The following is a 16,750-nucleotide window of genomic DNA, read 5'->3' on the forward strand; positions in this document are numbered from 1 at the left end:
CATGACCGACAAAGTACACAAGAGCGAAGCCGAGTGGCGCGCCCAGCTGGACCCGATGCAGTTCGAAGTGACACGCCATGCCGCCACCGAGCGCGCCTTTACGGGCCAGTACTGGGATCACCACGAAGCGGGCATCTACACCTGCGTATGCTGCGGCACGCCGCTGTTCCGTTCCGACGCCAAGTTCGACTCCGGCTGCGGCTGGCCCAGCTACTTCGAGGCGCTCGACCCCGCCCACGTCGTAGAGAAAGTCGACCGTTCGCATGGTATGCTGCGCACCGAAATCCTGTGCGCCGTCTGCGATGCGCATCTGGGCCATGTGTTTCCCGATGGCCCGCCGCCGACCGGATTGCGCTATTGCATTAACTCAGCTTCGCTGCGCTTTGATCCTGAAACCTGAACCACCGCCACCGACCTCAAGACCATGAAATTCCTGTTCGACTTCCTGCCGCTGCTGGCGTTCTTCGCCGCCTACAAACTGGCGGGCATCCATGCCGAAGCGGCCCAAGACTTCATCAATACCCACCTAAGCGCACTGGTGTCCGGCGGGGTGGTCACGGCGGCCCAGTCGCCCATCATTATCGCGACCCTGATCGGTATTTTTGCCACCATGGGCCAGATCGTCTATATCAAGCTGCGCGGCCGTAAAGTGGACTTCGTGCTGTGGTTGTCGCTATTCATGTTTATTTTCTTTGGCGGCCTGACGATTTACTTCCATGACGACAACTTCATCAAATGGAAGCTGACCATTGTTTATTGGTGCTTCGCCATCGGCCTGCTGGTATCGCAACTGGCTTTCAAAAAGAACCTGATGCGCAAATCGATGGAACACATCATTCATTTACCTGATGTGATCTGGAACCGCATTAACCTGGCGTGGATTTGTTTCTTCGCGGCGATGGGTTTCCTGAACCTGTTTGTCGCCTTTGTGCTGTTCAAGGGCGATACCGGCGCATGGGTCAGTTTCAAAGCGTTTGGTTCCACGTCCATCATGTTTGTCTTTATCGTGGGCCAGACCTTGTATTTGTCAAAACACATGAAGGATGAAGCTTGATGAGTGACCCGCGCCTGGAAAAGATCCGTACCCGTTTGCAAGCGGCGCTGACGCCACTGGAAATCGATATTGGCGACGAGTCCGCCATGCACGCCGGCCACGCCGGCGCCGCCTCCGGTGGCGGCCATTACACGGTGCGGATTGTTTCCGCCCGCTTCGAAGGGATCAAACTCGTCATGCGACATCGACTCGTGTATGATTCCGTGCACGATATGATGCATAAAGAAATTCATGCATTGGCCATTACCGCACTGGCACCATCCGAAGTATGATGTAGCGCAAGGTTTAGGGTAGCGCCAGAATAGTCTTGAAACATGACGACACCATGACGGTCTAACCTGAGCCAACAACTTTTAGCTTAAACTTTCCCTTTACAGGAATTAATAATGACTTTCAAGCCAGCCCGTTTGCTGATTGCACTTCTCGCCGTTGCCGCCGTACCTGCTTTTGCTCAAAACATTGCTGTCGTCAATGGCAAGGCTATTCCTACTTCGCGCGTTGACGCCGTCGTCAAGCAAGTGGTCGCGCAAGGCCAGCAACAAGATTCGCCGCAACTGCGTGAACTGATCAAGAAAGACCTGATCGGCCGCGAAGTGATGATGCAGGAAGCGGAAAAGCAAGGCTTCGCCAAGGACCCGAACGTCAAGCAACAGCTGGAAAACGCGCGCCAGGCCATCATCATCAACGCCCTGGTTGGCGACTTCGTCAAGAAGAACCCGGTGTCGGACGCCGACATCAAGGCTGAATATGACCGCTTCGCCAAGCAAGCCGGCGACAAGGAATACCATGTGCGCCACATCCTGCTGGCCACCGAAGCCGAAGCGAACGACGTGATCGCCAAGCTGAAGGCCGGCGGCAAGTTCGAAGAACTGGCCAAGGCATCGAAAGACACCGGTTCCGCCTCCACCGGCGGCGACCTCGACTGGGCTACCCCATCGTCGTTCCCACCAGCGTTCTCGGATGCATTCGTGAACCTGCAAAAAGGCCAGTTCACCGACAAGCCAGTGCAGACCCCGAACGGCTTCCACGTGATCAAGGTCGACGACATCCGTCCAGCCAAGCTGCCGACCCTGGAAGAAGTGAAGCCTCAGATCGCGGAAGCACTGACCCAGAAGAAACTGCAAGCTTACCAACAAGAAATGGTCAAGAAAGCAAAGATTCAGTAATATAGTCGTCACCGGCGCCCACTGGGCGCCGTTTTTAGTTCTGCGTTCAACAATGCGCACTGTCCGCCAGGCGCGATCTCTTGTATTTTTATAGGATTTGATAATGATTTTGAAGCCAGCACGCCTGTTGTTAGCAATGATCGCTGTAGTTGCAGCTCCGGTATTCGCGCAGAACGCCGCCACCGTCAACGGCAAGGCCATCCCCGCATCGCGTATCGACCAGATCGTCAAGCAAGTGGTCGCCCAAGGCCAGCAAACGGATTCGCCACAGCTGCGCGAAGCCATCAAGAAAGACCTGATCGGCCGTGAAGTGCTGATCCAGGAAGCGGACAAGCAAGGCTTCGGCACCCACGCCGACGTCAAGGCCGCCATCGAGAACGCCCGCCAGAGCATCATCATCAATGCCATGCTGGCCGACTACGTGAAGAAGAACCCGGTCAAGGATGCCGACATTAAAGCCGAGTACGACAAGTACAAGGCCGCCATGGGCGACAAGGAATACCATTCGCGCCACATCCTGGTTGGCACCGAAGCTGAAGCCAAGGACATCATCGCCAAGCTGAAAGCGGGCGGCAAGTTCGAAGAACTGGCCAAAGTGTCGAAAGACGGTTCGGCCAACAACGGCGGCGACCTGGGCTGGATGACCCCTGGCAAGCTGGTCAAGCCTTTCGCTGACGCCATGGTGGCACTGAAGAACGGCCAGATCACGGAAACCCCCGTCAAGACGGAATTCGGCTATCACGTGATCAAACTGGAAGATTCGCGCGCCGTGAAACTGCCAGCACTGGAAGAAGTCAAAGGCCAAGTGGCGGAATCGCTGCAACAGCGTAAGATCGCCGCCTATCGCGACGAACTGATGAAGAAGGCCAAGATCCAGTAATTTGGCTGGTCCCCTCCCCTCTAAAAAAGCGCTTCCCTGTGAAGCGCTTTTTTGTTTCCATCCGCTATTTGAAATCGTCGGCCACGAGATTGTATTTCTGCATCTTGTGATACAGGGTTTGCTTGGGCAGACCCAGGGTCACACACGCTTCCGCGACGTTCCCACCCACATTGCGCAATTCCTGCTCGATCAGCGCTCGCTCAAAGCGGCTCACCTGTTCGGGCAAGGCGACCGGCGCCGCCGGTGGCGCGGCCAGCAAGCCATCGGTGCCGCTCGACAAACCGAGCACGAAGCGATCGGCGATGTTGCGCAGCTCACGCACGTTGCCCGGCCATGCATGCGCCATCAGGCGCTGCATCAGCATGCCCGACATCGGCGGCACTTCGCGCTTGTAGCGGGCCGCGGCGCCCAGCACGAAATGTTCAAACAATAACGGGATGTCTTCGCGCCGCTCTCGCAGTGGCGGCAAGTGGAGCACGATCAGGTTCAGGCGGTAGTACAGGTCGTGACGGAATTTCTGCTGGTCGGACAACTCCTTCAGGTCCACCTTGGTCGCCGCAATGATGCGCACGTCGACCGGCACGGGCTGGTTCGAGCCCAGGCGTTCCACATAACGCTCCTGCAGCACGCGCAACAACTTGACCTGCATGGCCAGCGGCAAGCTCTCCACTTCGTCCAGGAACAGGGTGCCGCCGTCGGCGTATTCGATCTTGCCGATCTGGCGCTTGGCCGCCCCGGTGAACGCGCCCGGTTCGTGGCCGAACACCTCGCTTTCAAAGATATTCTCGGGGATCGCGCCGCAATTGATCGCAACATAGTGATGCTTGCTGCGGATGCTGTGCTGGTGCAGGCTACGCGCCACCATTTCCTTGCCCGTACCTGTTTCGCCGAACACCAGCACATCGGCAGGTTCGTCGGCCAGGTCCAGGATCAAACGGCGCAGCTCGCGCATGGCCGGCGACTCGCCCAGCAAGGTCGCCTCGATCCCGGCGCTTTGCTCCAGCTTGCGCCGCAGGCTATGGACTTCGAGCATCAGGCTGCGTGTGGCCAGCGCACGCTGCACCACCTCCACCAGTTGTTCGGACGAATAGGGTTTGGCGATGAAGTCGTAGGCGCCATCACGCATGGCTTGCACGGCCATGTTGATGTCACCGTGGCCGGTCACGAGGATGACAGGCAGTTCGGCATCGATGGCCTTGGCAGCCGTCAATAACTCCAGCCCGCTCATGCCCGGCAGTTTGACATCGGTGACGACGATGCCGGGGAAATGCGGCGCCAGCAATTTCAACGCTGGTTCCGCCGATGCGTATCCTTGCACTTCCAGCCCCGCCAATTGCAGGGCCTGGACACTTCCGGCACGCACCGTGGCATCGTCTTCCACCAGTATCACCTGCAAACCATCAACCATGTACCGCTCCCTGCTCTGAAATGGGTAAATCAATTGTGAATCGGGCCCCGCCACCGGGTGCCGGGTCGGCCCTCAATATACCACCGAACTCCACCACGATTTGCTCGGAAATAGCCAGTCCCAGACCCAAACCCGCCCCCTGCTCCTTGGTCGTGAAGAACGGTTCAAACAAATGGGCGCGCACCTCGTCCGGTATGCCCGGCCCCGTGTCGTCCACGCTGATCAGCAAACGGCTGCCTTCGCGCTCGATGGTGACCGTCAACTGACGCTTGTCCACGGCGCTCATGGCATCGAGTGCGTTATTGAACAAATTGACCAGCACCTGTTCCAGCCGGTTGCCCTCGCACAGGGCGTAGGCATCGTGCTGGCGCACGTCCAGGCGGAAGCCGACACCCTCCTGCTCCAGCCGGCGCTCCACCAGGAACAGCGCATTGGCGACGGCTGGCTGGATCGCCACAGGGGCCATGTTGCCGGTGGACTTGCGGGAAAAAGCTTTCAGTTGGCCCGTGATCGTCCCCATTTGGCCGACGATTTGGGAAATGATCCCGAGGTTGGACTTGGCGTCCTCGATCCGGCCGCGATCCAGCAACACGGCGGCGTTATCGGACATCGTGCGCAAGGCCGTCAAAGGCTGGTTCAACTCGTGGGTGATGCCCGCTGCCATCTGCCCCAGCACCGCCATTTTGCCTGCCTGCACCAGCTCATTCTGGGTGACGCGCAGCTTGTCTTCGGCCCACTGCCGCACGGCGATTTCATCGCTGAGGCTGCGCGTCATTTGCTTCAGATTGTAGGTACGCTCCGCCACCATCAGTTCCAGATTATCGTAGGCATGCTGCAAATCTTCTTTGGCCTTGAGTTTGAGCCGCAGGCTGCGACGGCGCTGGCGCACATACAGATAGAGCACGATCAGGAAGGCCTGCAGCAGGCAGGCCAGCAGAAAGGCAGTCTGCGCGTTGGAACGGGCCGGGCTCAGGTCGGACAGATAAATGAATTGCCAATGACGGGGCGCCAGGGACAGGCTCTGGCTCAACATGCGGCGCGGCGTGTCCGCGCCGCTGCCACTGGCCGAGGCCCGTATAGTCGCAAACTGTACCCCGTCATCGCGCGTCGGTTCGTAACGGATATCGAGCGGCGTCAGCGCATGGGAGAAATATTGACGGGTGGCGGCCAGCTCGCGCTGCACGTCCGCCGATAACGGCCCCAACGTTTTGTATTTCCACGCAGGCACCGAGGTGAGGAAAATCACGCCGTGCTCATCGCTGAGTAACACCTTGTCGGCGCCCTGCACCCAGGCCTTTTCCAGCTTCTCGATGTTGACCTTGACGGTCGCTACCCCCAGCATGCGGCCGTCACGATAAATGCCATGTGCAAAGAAATAGCCCGGCTCCAGGAAGGTTGTGCCCACCCCGTAGAAGCCTGCTGGTTTACCACGCAGCGCATCGCGGACATACGGACGAAAAGCGACGTTATCGCCGACGAAGCTGTTGGGTTCGCGCCAGTTGCTGGCTGCAAGGGTAATGCCGCGCAGGTCGCTGACGTAGATGGTGGTGGAGCCGGCCTGCCGGTTCAGTCGCTCCAGGTGCTGATTGACGGCGAGCTGCAACGCCGCATCTTCCGGCTTCTGCAGCATGTCGATGACATCGTCACTCAACTCCAGCGTGCTGGGCAAGAAGTCATACTTGCCCAGCAGATTTTCCAGGCTGCCGGCGTACACATCCAGCCGCTGCGCTCCGCTCACCCGCAACCGCTCGGTGGTGATGCGCTCCGCCCAGGCATAAGCGACGCCGGCGAGCACCAGGCCGACCGCGACCACGATGGTCCAGCCCATAACAGTACGGCCGGTCCAGCGCTTGCGGCCCGCTGTTGGCGGGCCGGCAAGTTCAGATGTAACTGCTTGAGGCATAGTGCTTTCTTCTAGTTCCGGCGCGGCGCAATGCAGGATCGCTCCAGCATTGCGCCGCCTGCCGGAGCAAGCGGCACCGGGCCTCAGAAGACGTGACGCATACCCAGATTGACGCCCGTGACACCCGAGCCGCTATCGGTGGCATTACCTATCTTGAAGCTCGCGCCGTTGCGATTGTTGACGTGACCGTAGGCAGTATACAGGTCCGTCCGTTTCGACAGGGAGTAAAGATAGCCCACCGCATATTGACGAGCGTCGTGGTTGGCTGCGGAGTCGTCCTGATGATAGATCACAGAGGCGATGAACTTGCTGGCGCCCATGCGCACCGTACCACCCAGCAGATCGTCCTTGCTTTCGTTGCCCAGCAAATCCCGGTTGACGGCATGGGCAACGTGGCCGGTGAAGCCATTGGCGAACATGTAGCGCGCGGTCAACAGGGTATTGCGGCTATGGGCGGTGGCGGTAGGGTTTTCGCGCTGGTGGTGGACCAGCACCACGGTCAACGGACCTTCGCTGTAGGTGGCGCTGCCGCCCAGCGTACGGTTGGCGGAAGCGTCGCCAGCCACTTCACCGGCGCCATAGGCCAGCTCAGCCGACCAGCCCGCCAGTTTGGGCGAAGCATAGCTCACCATGTTGTCGACACGGGTGTTGGCGGCGAAGACGCTGGTGATCGCACCGGCCAGGCCGTCGCAGAACGGGTCGGCCACGTCGCGCACCGTCTTGTACCATGGCGAGTACTGGCGGCCCAGCGCCACGGCGCCGAAGCGCCCGGACAAGCCTGCCCATGCCTGGCGGCCGAACAGCAGACCGCCCTGGCCTGCAGCGCCGGTATCGATGCCAAGGCCATTTTCCAGCACAAAGTTGGCAGCCAGACCATCGCCCAGGTCTTCCGTACCCTTGAAGCCCAGGCGGGAACCGGAAGCGATACCGCTGGTGACCTTGCTCACGTTACCGGCCGCGCCGCCGCGCTCCAGCACCAGGCCGGCGTCAGCCACGCCGTACACGGTCACGCTGGATTGCGCCATGGCCGCGCCCGATACCATACCGAGGGCCATCATGCCGAGGGTTGCCGATTTGATTGCTGCTTTCATAGTTGTCTCCCAATAAAAAAGTGATGTAGTTGTTATGCGCGCATTTGTGCGGTGGCGACATTCACGTCGCTGGCCACTTCGGGGTCGTGCAGGGCGCCTTCCCACTTGGCGACGACGGCCGTTGCGACCGCGTTGCCGACGGCGTTGGTAGCCGAGCGGCCCATATCGAGGAACTGGTCGATGCCCATCAGCAGCAACAGGCCCGCTTCAGGAATGTGGAACTGGTTCAGGGTGGCGGCGATCACCACCAGCGAGGCGCGTGGCACGCCGGCCATGCCTTTGGACGTGAGCATCAGCAGCAACAGCATGGTGATTTGCGTGCCGATCGACAGGTCGATGCCGTAAGCCTGGGAAATGAACAGGACGGCGAAGGTGCAGTACATCATCGAGCCGTCCAGATTGAACGAGTAGCCCATGGGCAGGACGAAGCTGGAAATCTTGCGTTGCACGCCGAATTTATCCAGCGCGTCGAGCAGCTTGGGATAGGCAGCTTCCGAGCTTGCGGTCGAGAAGGCCAGCAGGAATGGTTCGCGGATCAGGCCGATCAGCGTGAATACACGGCGACCGATAAAGACGAAGCCGCCGCCAACCAGCAGGGCCCACAGGCAGAACAGACCCAGGTAGAAGCCGCCCATGAACTTGGCGAACGTGCCCAGGATGGCAAGGCCGTTGGTGGTGACCACCGACGCCATGGCTGCGAACACGGCCAGCGGCGCCAGTTTCATGATGCTGCCGGTGATACGCAGCATGACCTGGGCCAGCTGGTCGATGACGGCCGTCAGTTTGCGGCCAGCATCGCCCATGGCGCCAAGCGCGCTACCGAAGAAGATGGCGAATACCAGCACCTGCAGGATTTCATTGTTGGCCATCGCTTCGATTGGCGACTTCGGCACCATGTGGGCCACGAAGTCCTTCAGCGTGAACGCCGCCGTTTTCAAACCGGTGGATGCGTCGCTCGCCGGCAGTGGCAAGCCCAGATGCGAACCCAATTGCAGGAAATTGGACAGCAGCATGCCCAGCGTCAGCGAAACCAGCGAGGCGATAATGAACCAGCTCATGGCTTTGGCGCCGATACGGCCAGCGGCCTTGCCATCGCCCATATGAGCGATACCGATGGTCAGGGTGGAAAACACCAGCAGCGAGATAATCATTTTGATTAACCGCAGGAATACGTCCGTCGCAATCGAAATATGCGCGGCAATATCGGTGGTGATCTTCTGATCAGGGAATGTCTCGTGGCAGGCATAGCCCACCAAAATACCGAGCACCATCGCGATCAGGATATAGATGGTTAACGGACGTTGCTTCTTCATTGCGTTCCTCCAGCCTATGGATTGGAGCGGGCGTCGTGGGCCTGCTCCGTTGTTGTCGAGGGCGACCAGCTTCCTGGTCTGGTGGGGGTAATAGCAATCGGCGTGCCCGCTCTCGGAACGCAAGGACGATGTAGTTAAGTCATTGTTTTGTATGGAAATAGCTTCGACAACCACGTGCCATGGCAGCGCGTTCGTATGAACTGTTGGATTGGCCCGGCGTTGGGCGTATGAGAATTCAGAATGCCCCAGGCGCCATCCTTGGGTAGTGTCCCAAGTCTCCCTGGTCAAGCCAGTTTTTGGCACGTGAAGACCAGAAATCAGCATGTCTGGCCCGCGTTCGGTGGCAGTGGGAGATGCTTGGACATGAATGGCGTGGCGCGACCCGGGAAAATGGGTGCGAACAGCCAGAGGCTTGGGAATTAAAAATGAAATTGGCGGGCAATAAATACCGGTATAAATTACCGGATTTATTCCCGCCAAACAGGCATGTTAATGCGCTGCGTTATTCGCTGTCCGGATAAACTCGGCAGCACGCTCCGCAATCATAATGGTTGGCGCGTTGGTATTCCCGCTGATAAGCGTGGGATAAACAGAGGCATCGACCACCCGCAAACCCTGGATACCATGGACGCGTAATTGCGGATCCACCACCGCCATGCTATCCGTCCCCATTTTGCAGGTGCCCACCGGGTGATAAATGGTATCGGCACGGGCGCGGATATCCGCCACCAGCGCCGAGTCGTCCTCAACATCGACCGGGTACAGACTGCGGTGGCCATACTTGGCCATTGCCCGTGCATTCATGATCGCGTGGGTCCGTTTGGCACCGTTCATCAGCAAGGCCAGGTCGTCCGGATGGGACAGGAACTTCGGATCAATGCGCGGCGCCGACAACGGATGGGCATCCTGCAACCCGACCTCGCCGCGCGACTTCGGGCGCAATACACAAACGTGGCAAGAAAAGCCATAACCGAGCCGCAGCTTACGCGCATGGTCATCCACGATGCCGATCACAAAATGCAGTTGCAGGTCAGGGCGGTCCAGATCCGGATGGGATTTGATGAAGCCCGCGCCTTCCGCAAACGGCGTCGCGATCATCCCTTGCCCCGTCTTGCGCCACTCGTTGGCGGCCCTGGCCAGCCGCAGCGCACCGGCAGCACCGATCCCGAACAGATCCGTCTCATCGCTGCGGTAAGCGAGGATGTAGTCCAGATGGTCCTGCAAATTCTTGCCCACGCCCGGCAGATCGTGGCGGACGGTAACGCCATGGCGCACCAGTTCAGCCGGATCACCGATACCGGACAACATCAGCAACTGCGGCGTATGGAAAGCGCCGCCGGACAGGATCACCTCGCAACGCGCGCGCACCACCTCCGTGGTCGCGCCCCGGCGTACTTCCACCCCAACGGCACGCTTGCCGTCGAATACCACCCGCAGCGCCTGAGTATGGGTCATCACCATCAGGTTGGCCCGTTCCAGCACCGGGTGCAGATAGGCCGCCGCCGCCGAACAGCGTTCGCCATTGCGTTCGCCGCCGTGGAACTGGGTCACCTGGTAATGCCCCACGCCCTCCTGCTCCGGTCCGTTGAAATCATGGTTGCGCGGATAACCACACTCCTCCCCGGCCCGCACGAAGTCTTCCGTGACGCGCCGTGGACTGCGCTGTTCGGCCACCTGCAGCGGCCCGTCGGCCCCATGCCAGGCGCAGGCGCCGCGCTCGTTGCCCTCCGCCCGTTTAAAGAATGGCAAGACGTCGTCGAACGACCAGCCTGTGCACCCCAGACGCTGCCACCCGTCATAATCCTGGCGCTGGCCACGGATGTAGAGCATGGCGTTGATGGCGCTGGAGCCGCCCAGGCACTTGCCCCTGGGCTGGTAGCCGCGCCGTCCGTTCAGCTCCGGTTGCGGCACGGTCTCGAACGCGTAATTGTTAATTTTCGGCCGGCCGGGCACCATCGCCACCACCGCCGCCGGTGCGCGCACGAGGATGCCCTTGCCGTCACCGCCGGCTTCGATCAGGCAGACGGTCACGGCGCGGTCTTCGCTCAGGCGCGCCGCCAGCGTGGCGCCGCCGGAGCCACCGCCGACAATGACAAAATCAAACTCCATGCCGCGCCCCCTGCTGTTCGAACGCTGCCATGCCGCTGCGGGCGTTTGCAGCCGCCGCCAGCTTGCGCTCGGCCGGCGTGGCGTGGTCGCGGTCCCAGGCCATCACCTTGGGCGTCATCAGGCGGTGCCACAGCGGCGGAATCATGGCCACGACGATGGTGGTCAGGTAGCCGCTGATCATCATCGGCGCGTCCGGGAATGGCTTGAGGTCCTGGTATGGCACCTCGCCCTGGGCGTGATGATGGGAATGTCGGGTCAGGTTGAACATGGTCCAGGAGCTGAAGCGGCGATTGGTGTTCCACGAATGGCGTGGTTGGACCGGCGTGGCTGGATCACGCACGATACCGTAGTGTTCCATGTAGTTGACGATTTCCAGCAACGCTTTACCAGCCAAAGCGCACAGTACGAAATAGCCGGCGGCAACCGCGCCGCCCGCCATCCAGGCGGTGGCGACCAGCAACACGCTCATCAGGTGGCCGCGGATCACGGCGTTGAATGGCGACACGGCGCCGCGTCCTTCGCGCCGCAAGCGCTTCTGTTCGATCTTCCAGGCGCTCACATTGCCCCGGATGGTGGAGATAACGATGTGGAAGTACACATTGCGACCACGCGGTGCGGTGGCGGGGTCTTCCACGGTCGACACGTAGCGATGGTGGCCATACACATGCTCGATGGAGAATACGGTGTCGAAGCTGAATGCCAGCAGCCAGCGGCCGATCAGCATGGAAATCTTGTCCCAGGTACGGTGCGTGAGTTCATGACCGGGAATGGTGCCGATCATGCCGATCATCAAGCCCGTCAGCAATATGCCGGCCGCGTGCTGGAGCGGCGTGGTGGTTTGCCGCGCGGCGAGCACGTCAACACCGGTCAGCCGGGTGATCCAGGCGCCGAAGCCAAGCACGTCAGCCTGGCAGACGCTCCACACCGAGGCGAACACGATGGTCGCCAGCAAGGGCAACGCCAGCCACAACTGGAACGTCAGGATGCCCGGATAGCGTATGCGCGGGGTGCTCGTATCGTCGCCCCCGAGCGCGTCGCCGATCACGTAAGTGGCGACCACGACCACGAAGCCGATGGGAATGGCCGTGCCGCCAGCCGCCAATGCCGCCAGCGCGCACAAGCCGATCACGTGAAACAGAAAATACTTCAAGTAGTGGAAAATGCTCATTGTTGTCCCCTTATAGTTGTAAAACGATCCGCAAAGATGTGTTCTCGCGCCACCCCGCTTTGCGTCAGGATGGCCGTGCACGCGTCGACCATGACGGGCGGGCCGCACAGGTAAGTGTGCGGCCCGCCAGCCACGTGCCGGGCGATGTGGTCGCCTACCATGCCGCGCTCGCCCTGCCAGCCATCGGCATCGGTTTGCCCGGACAGGACGGGCAGGAAATCGAAACGCCCCTGCCAGTGCCGGGCGATATCCTGGATATCTTCGAGTCCGTAGAGATCGCGCTCCTGCCGGGCGCCAAACAGCAAGGTGACGGGCCGCGCGCACTCGGAGCGGGCCGCCTCCCTGAGCATGGCGAGGATGGGCGCCAGCCCGCTCCCGCCGGCGATGAACAGCAGCGGCGCATCGGCCGGACGCAGCCAGAATTCCCCCAGTGGTCCTTCCACCACGGCCTCTGTCCCCACCAGGCTGCCCTCATTGACCAGCGACGACAGCGCGCCGCCCGGTACCTTGCGGACGAAGAACTGCACCTGCGCATCAGGCTGCACGTCGGTCGCGAACGAGTAGCTGCGCGCATGGTCGCCCAGCGGCGCCAGGCTCAGGTTGGCGAATTGGCCCGCCTTGTAGTGCAAGCTCTCGCTCAGTTGTATCCGCAGCGCCGTGATGTCATGCGTCAGGCGCTCCTGCCCGATCACACGGCCGGCCACGCGGCGCTGGGCCGGCATCGCCCCAAGGTCCACCTCGACCGCGATATCCGAGGTCGGCACGGACTGGCAGGCCAGGATGAAACCCTGATCCAGTTCCTCCTCGGACAGCACGTAGCCTGCCTGGGTCAGCTCCTTGACCCGTCCGCTCGTCAGGCGGCACTTGCAGGTCGCGCAACCGCCAACCCGGCAACTGTGCGGAAACGCCACGCCGTTGCGCAGCGCCGCCTGCAACAGTGTCTCCCCGGGTTCGACCGATAACGGCGCCCCGTTGACGTGGGCCGTGACCGGCGCTCTTCTCTTAAATAGTGAAAACATGGCCTCAATGTGTTGTGTTATGACAGCATCATCGTAGGCTCGCCCTGCCTCTCAGACGAGGTTAGCTGTTGACATCGAGCAGTCATTTTTTGACAATGGCGACACGCCCCACCACACCATCCGCCATGCCCGCTCCACAATTCGCGTTGCCGGTCCAGTACATTCGCCAGATCGTCGAACAGGTCAAGCGTTCGAACGTGCCCCTGCCCGCCTCGTTTCTGCGCATACGCTGGGATGCCTTGCCGGCGGATGAGTTCCAGATCCTGGACATGGATGCGTTCGTGCAGGCGATCCAGGACGCCATCGACGCCACGGGCGACTCCGCGTTCGGCCTGCTGGTCGGCGAGCGCATGCGCATCAATAGCCACGGCATGCTGGGCTTCGCCGCGATGAACTGCGCCACCCTGGCCGAGGCGATCGGCGTGATCGAACAGTACTTCCTCACCCGCACCCGGCTGGTCAAGGTGCGCCAGCAAACGGTGGGGCCGGATGTCCACTTCAAGTTCGAGGACGCGCTGCCGCTGGGCCGGGTACGGCAGCCGGTGCAGGAAGCGATCGTGTTGACCATCAAGAATTTGTATGACCACATCACGGCCGGCTCCGCGCCCATACCCTATGTCAGCTGGAATTTCGCGCCACCACCGCATGCGGAACTGGTGCGGGAAAAGTTCGGTTGCGAAATGCGCTACGGGCAGTCATGGTGCGGTTTCGCGTTTCCCGTGAGCGCGCTGCATCAACCGCTGTCCATGGCCGACCCGACCACGCTGCGGCAAGCGATCCAAGCCTGCCAGCGCGAGATGCACGGCATGAGCGCCGAACCGGCGTGGGCGGCCAAGCTCGCGCGCGTGCTACTGGAGCGCCAGGACGCGTTCCCGTCGCTGGAGGCTGCCGCCCAACTGTTCAACCTCACGCCGCGCACCTTGCACCGCCGGCTGCTGGAAGAAGGCACGTCCTACCGCGACGTGCTCGATGAAGTGCGCCACAAGCTGGCGCTGGAACACCTGCAAGCCGGCAAATTGACTATCCAGGAGATCGCCTACCAGCTCGGCTACACGGACACGGCCAACTTCCGCCGCGCGTTCATCCGGTGGCAAGCCATTTCGCCCGCCGCCTACCAGGCAGGCGTCAACGGGACGCTGAACGCGCCCTGAGACCGCCATGACCACATCCGAGCTGGAGACGATCCGGGCAACACTCGCGGCGCACGCCCAGGCGGCCCGCGCCGAACCCATGCGCGCCTACATGCGCAACCAGTTTCCCTTCCTCGGCGTGCCCACGCCATTGCGGCGCAAGTCCCTGAAACCGATTTTTATGGAATTGAAAGGCCGTGGCGCCGCGCATTTCATGGCACTGGCAAAGCAGCTATGGGCGCTGCCGGAACGCGAATACCAGTATGCGGCGCTGGACCTGCTGGCCCTCAGGCACAAGGAATTGAGCGTGGCCGATATCCCCGCCTTGCTGCGTCTGGCGCAGGAGAAATCGTGGTGGGACACGGTGGACGGACTTGCCTCCATCATCGGCGATATCCTGGACGGACAGCACGACGGCATGGACGCAGCTTTAACAAGTCCCGATATGTGGCTGCGCCGGATTGCCATGCTGCATCAACTGGGCTGGCGCGCGCGCACCGATAGCATACGCCTGTTCGACTACGCGCGCACGCTCTCGCCGGAACGCGAGTTCTTCATCCAAAAGGCGATCGGCTGGGCCTTGCGCGACTATGCACGCCACGATCCCGAAGCCGTGGCCGCCTTTCTGCACGCCGAAAAAGATCGACTGGCGCCCCTCAGCTACCGCGAAGCAAACAAACACCTCCAACGCGACTGAGCGCGCGGCGCGTCCTACGCCGGCTTGTGCGCAGCCAGGCGCCAGCGGCGCGGCGTCACCCCGCACCAGTGCATGAAGGCGCGGTTGAACGCGCTTTGTTCCGAATACCCGAGCAGCAAAGCCACCTCGGGCAGCGACAACGGCGTGTCGCGCAGATAATGCTCGGCCAAGCGCCGCCGCGTGTCTTCCAGTAGATCGCGGAAGCTCCAGCCGCGCGCCTGCAGCCAGCGCCGCAGCGTGCGGCCTGACACGTGCAGTTCCAGCGCGACCTGATCCAGCATCGCTTCGCCATCGAGCAAATGGCTGGTGATGCACCGCCGTACCGCCTGCAGCATGTGGTCGGGTCCGGGCAAGGCATCCAGGCTGGCCTGCACTTGCTGTTCCAGCATGGCCACCAGCGCCGGGTCGGCGCGGCGCAGCGGCAGATCCAGCAATTGCTGTGGGAAGCAGACGCGGGTCGCCTCCTGCCCGAACAGGACCGGGCAACGAAACAACGCCGCGTAGGGCGACACATCGGCCGGCGCCGGCTCAACGAAATGGATGGCGACAGGGTCGATGGCGCTGCCCGTGATGTCACGCGCGAACTGCACCATCGCGGCCAGCCCGCATTGATTGGCCAGCAAGCCGATATGGCGCGATTCATCGCTCCATTCCAGGATCAGGCAGTCTTCCGCCTGCCAGGTGCGCACGGGACTCACATCATGCACCAGCCGCTGGTAACGCAAATAGCGCTGCAGCGCGGCCAGCACCGACTGGGAAGCCAGCAGCACATAACCGAGCGGCCCCAGGTGGGCGGGCGTGATGGTGGCGCCCACGTGCAAGCCCAGGGCCGGGTCGCGCAACTGGCGCGCGGCGGCAGCCAGCATACCGGCCCAGCGCAGCGCCGGATACGACGGCGGCGTGGCCTCCGGCGTGGGTGGCGCCTCGCCCAGGATGGCGGCCGCATCCGCGCCCTGTTGCGCCAGGTAGTCGAACAACAGGCGCACGTAGGCGCCGGGCACGCTGCCGGTCAGTCCCATGGCGGTGGCGGGTAAAGCGCGGAAATGGTCGGGCATGGCCTAAATTGTCAAAAATGTTGACCTGCGCTGTCAAGCCAGCGCGCGGCGTGGTCTCTACAATCGCAATTTTCATAAAAAGGAGACAACACAAATGATCGCAGATTCCGCCGCGCAGGCACAAGCACTGGTGCGTAATGCGTCCCACTTCCAGTGGTATGTGATCCCGCTGCTGCTGATCGTGATACAGGCTTACGGCGAGCAGGCCGCCGCGCGCCGCTGGAACGTGGTGCTGGCCGGACTGGCGTTCTGGCTGATGGACTGGATTAACGAAATCTGGAACGGCCTGCTGTTCCACTTCTCCGGCTTCGCGCCCGCGTGGGGGACGCCTGGCAGTTCCGCCTACGTGATCCTGATCGGCCTGAACGTGGAGATCACCTTCATGTTCGCCATCATGGGCTTGTACGCGGTGCGCATGCTGCCGGCCGACCCCAAGGCGAATATCCTTGGCATCAATAACCGCTGGGTGTTCGCGGCCGTGAACTCCGTGCTGTGCGTGTGCGTGGAATTGTGGCTCAACCATATCGGCGCGCTGACCTGGGAATGGTCGGGCTGGAACGCCGATGCGCCATGGCTGATCTGGCTGATCGGCTACATGCCCTTCTTCGTCGTCGCCTATATGGTGCACGACATGCGTTCGCGCACGCGCCAGCTGGCCGTCGTCTCCGGACTGGGCGCCACCGTGGCCGGCAGCCTGGGACTGTTCGCGGGCGTGCTGCACTGGATCTGAGTCGCGCCTGATGTAAAAACGGCCCCG

16 protein-coding genes are annotated in these 16,750 nt (G+C 61.6%); 8 read left to right on the forward strand and 8 right to left on the reverse strand.

Annotated elements, in window-relative coordinates:
* The first annotated feature begins 1 nt into the window (after position 1).
* The 5 genes from msrB to H3H37_RS16805 all read left to right on the forward strand — a co-directional run bounded on the left by msrB (position 2) and on the right by H3H37_RS16805 (position 3,100).
* Complete coding sequence (gene msrB, locus H3H37_RS16785) at positions 2-400, forward strand: peptide-methionine (R)-S-oxide reductase MsrB (protein ID WP_182164563.1); 399 nt, start codon at positions 2-4, stop codon at positions 398-400.
* Positions 401-424: 24 nt separating this feature from the next.
* Entirely contained in the window at positions 425-1,054 is a 630-nt protein-coding gene (locus H3H37_RS16790; protein ID WP_182164565.1) for a septation protein A, read from the forward strand.
* Positions 1,054-1,326, forward strand: a complete 273-nt coding sequence (locus H3H37_RS16795; protein ID WP_182164567.1) for a BolA family protein — start codon at positions 1,054-1,056, stop codon at positions 1,324-1,326. Before H3H37_RS16790 ends, H3H37_RS16795 begins: the two co-directional genes overlap by 1 nt.
* Positions 1,327-1,440: 114 nt before the next feature.
* Entirely contained in the window at positions 1,441-2,220 is a 780-nt protein-coding gene (locus H3H37_RS16800) for a peptidylprolyl isomerase (RefSeq protein ID WP_182164569.1), read from the forward strand.
* A 103-nt stretch (positions 2,221-2,323) separates the two neighbouring features.
* The gene (locus H3H37_RS16805) at positions 2,324-3,100 is read left to right on the forward strand and encodes a peptidylprolyl isomerase (RefSeq protein WP_182164571.1); all 777 of its coding nucleotides are present in this window, start codon (positions 2,324-2,326) and stop codon (positions 3,098-3,100) included.
* A gap of 64 nt (positions 3,101-3,164) precedes the next feature.
* Here the strand turns inward: H3H37_RS16805 and H3H37_RS16810 are convergent, their stop codons facing one another.
* The 7 genes from H3H37_RS16810 to H3H37_RS16840 all read right to left on the reverse strand — a co-directional run bounded on the left by H3H37_RS16810 (position 3,165) and on the right by H3H37_RS16840 (position 13,027).
* Positions 3,165-4,508 (reverse strand): sigma-54-dependent transcriptional regulator, encoded by a 1,344-nt coding sequence (locus H3H37_RS16810; protein WP_182164573.1) that lies wholly within the window; start codon positions 4,506-4,508, stop codon positions 3,165-3,167.
* Positions 4,501-6,411, reverse strand: a complete 1,911-nt coding sequence (locus H3H37_RS16815) for a sensor histidine kinase (protein WP_182164575.1) — start codon at positions 6,409-6,411, stop codon at positions 4,501-4,503. Before H3H37_RS16815 ends, H3H37_RS16810 begins: the two co-directional genes overlap by 8 nt.
* A gap of 83 nt (positions 6,412-6,494) precedes the next feature.
* Positions 6,495-7,490 carry a porin gene (locus H3H37_RS16820; protein WP_511262180.1) on the reverse strand — a complete coding sequence of 332 codons (996 nt, stop codon included), beginning with the start codon at positions 7,488-7,490 and terminating at the stop codon, positions 6,495-6,497.
* A 44-nt stretch (positions 7,491-7,534) separates the two neighbouring features.
* Positions 7,535-8,815 carry a dicarboxylate/amino acid:cation symporter gene (locus H3H37_RS16825; RefSeq protein WP_182164578.1) on the reverse strand — a complete coding sequence of 427 codons (1,281 nt, stop codon included), beginning with the start codon at positions 8,813-8,815 and terminating at the stop codon, positions 7,535-7,537.
* 489 nt (positions 8,816-9,304) lie between these two features.
* Positions 9,305-10,924: a GMC family oxidoreductase gene (locus H3H37_RS16830; RefSeq protein WP_182164580.1), complete on the reverse strand. Its 1,620-nt coding sequence runs from the start codon at positions 10,922-10,924 to the stop codon at positions 9,305-9,307.
* The gene (locus tag H3H37_RS16835; RefSeq protein ID WP_182164582.1) at positions 10,914-12,092 is read right to left on the reverse strand and encodes an alkane 1-monooxygenase; all 1,179 of its coding nucleotides are present in this window, start codon (positions 12,090-12,092) and stop codon (positions 10,914-10,916) included. Before H3H37_RS16835 ends, H3H37_RS16830 begins: the two co-directional genes overlap by 11 nt.
* Entirely contained in the window at positions 12,089-13,027 is a 939-nt protein-coding gene (locus H3H37_RS16840; RefSeq protein WP_375540010.1) for a 2Fe-2S iron-sulfur cluster-binding protein, read from the reverse strand. The genes H3H37_RS16835 and H3H37_RS16840 overlap by 4 nt, the downstream gene beginning before the upstream one ends.
* Positions 13,028-13,236: 209 nt before the next feature.
* On the opposite strand from H3H37_RS16840, the gene H3H37_RS16845 reads away from it, so the two are divergent.
* Both H3H37_RS16845 and H3H37_RS16850 read left to right on the forward strand, forming a co-directional pair.
* Positions 13,237-14,262: an AraC family transcriptional regulator gene (locus tag H3H37_RS16845; protein ID WP_182164586.1), complete on the forward strand. Its 1,026-nt coding sequence runs from the start codon at positions 13,237-13,239 to the stop codon at positions 14,260-14,262.
* A 7-nt stretch (positions 14,263-14,269) separates the two neighbouring features.
* Positions 14,270-14,938 (forward strand): DNA alkylation repair protein, encoded by a 669-nt coding sequence (locus tag H3H37_RS16850; protein ID WP_182164588.1) that lies wholly within the window; start codon positions 14,270-14,272, stop codon positions 14,936-14,938.
* 14 nt (positions 14,939-14,952) lie between these two features.
* Here H3H37_RS16850 and H3H37_RS16855 read toward each other — a convergent pair whose 3' ends face one another.
* Positions 14,953-15,993 (reverse strand): AraC family transcriptional regulator, encoded by a 1,041-nt coding sequence (locus tag H3H37_RS16855; protein WP_182164590.1) that lies wholly within the window; start codon positions 15,991-15,993, stop codon positions 14,953-14,955.
* Between the two features lie 94 nt (positions 15,994-16,087).
* On the opposite strand from H3H37_RS16855, the gene H3H37_RS16860 reads away from it, so the two are divergent.
* Positions 16,088-16,723 (forward strand): AF_1327 family membrane protein, encoded by a 636-nt coding sequence (locus H3H37_RS16860; RefSeq protein WP_182164592.1) that lies wholly within the window; start codon positions 16,088-16,090, stop codon positions 16,721-16,723.
* Positions 16,724-16,750 lie beyond the last annotated feature (27 nt).

The sequence above is a fragment of the Rugamonas brunnea genome, assembly GCF_014042345.1.
Lineage (GTDB): Bacteria > Pseudomonadota > Gammaproteobacteria > Burkholderiales > Burkholderiaceae_D > Rugamonas > Rugamonas brunnea.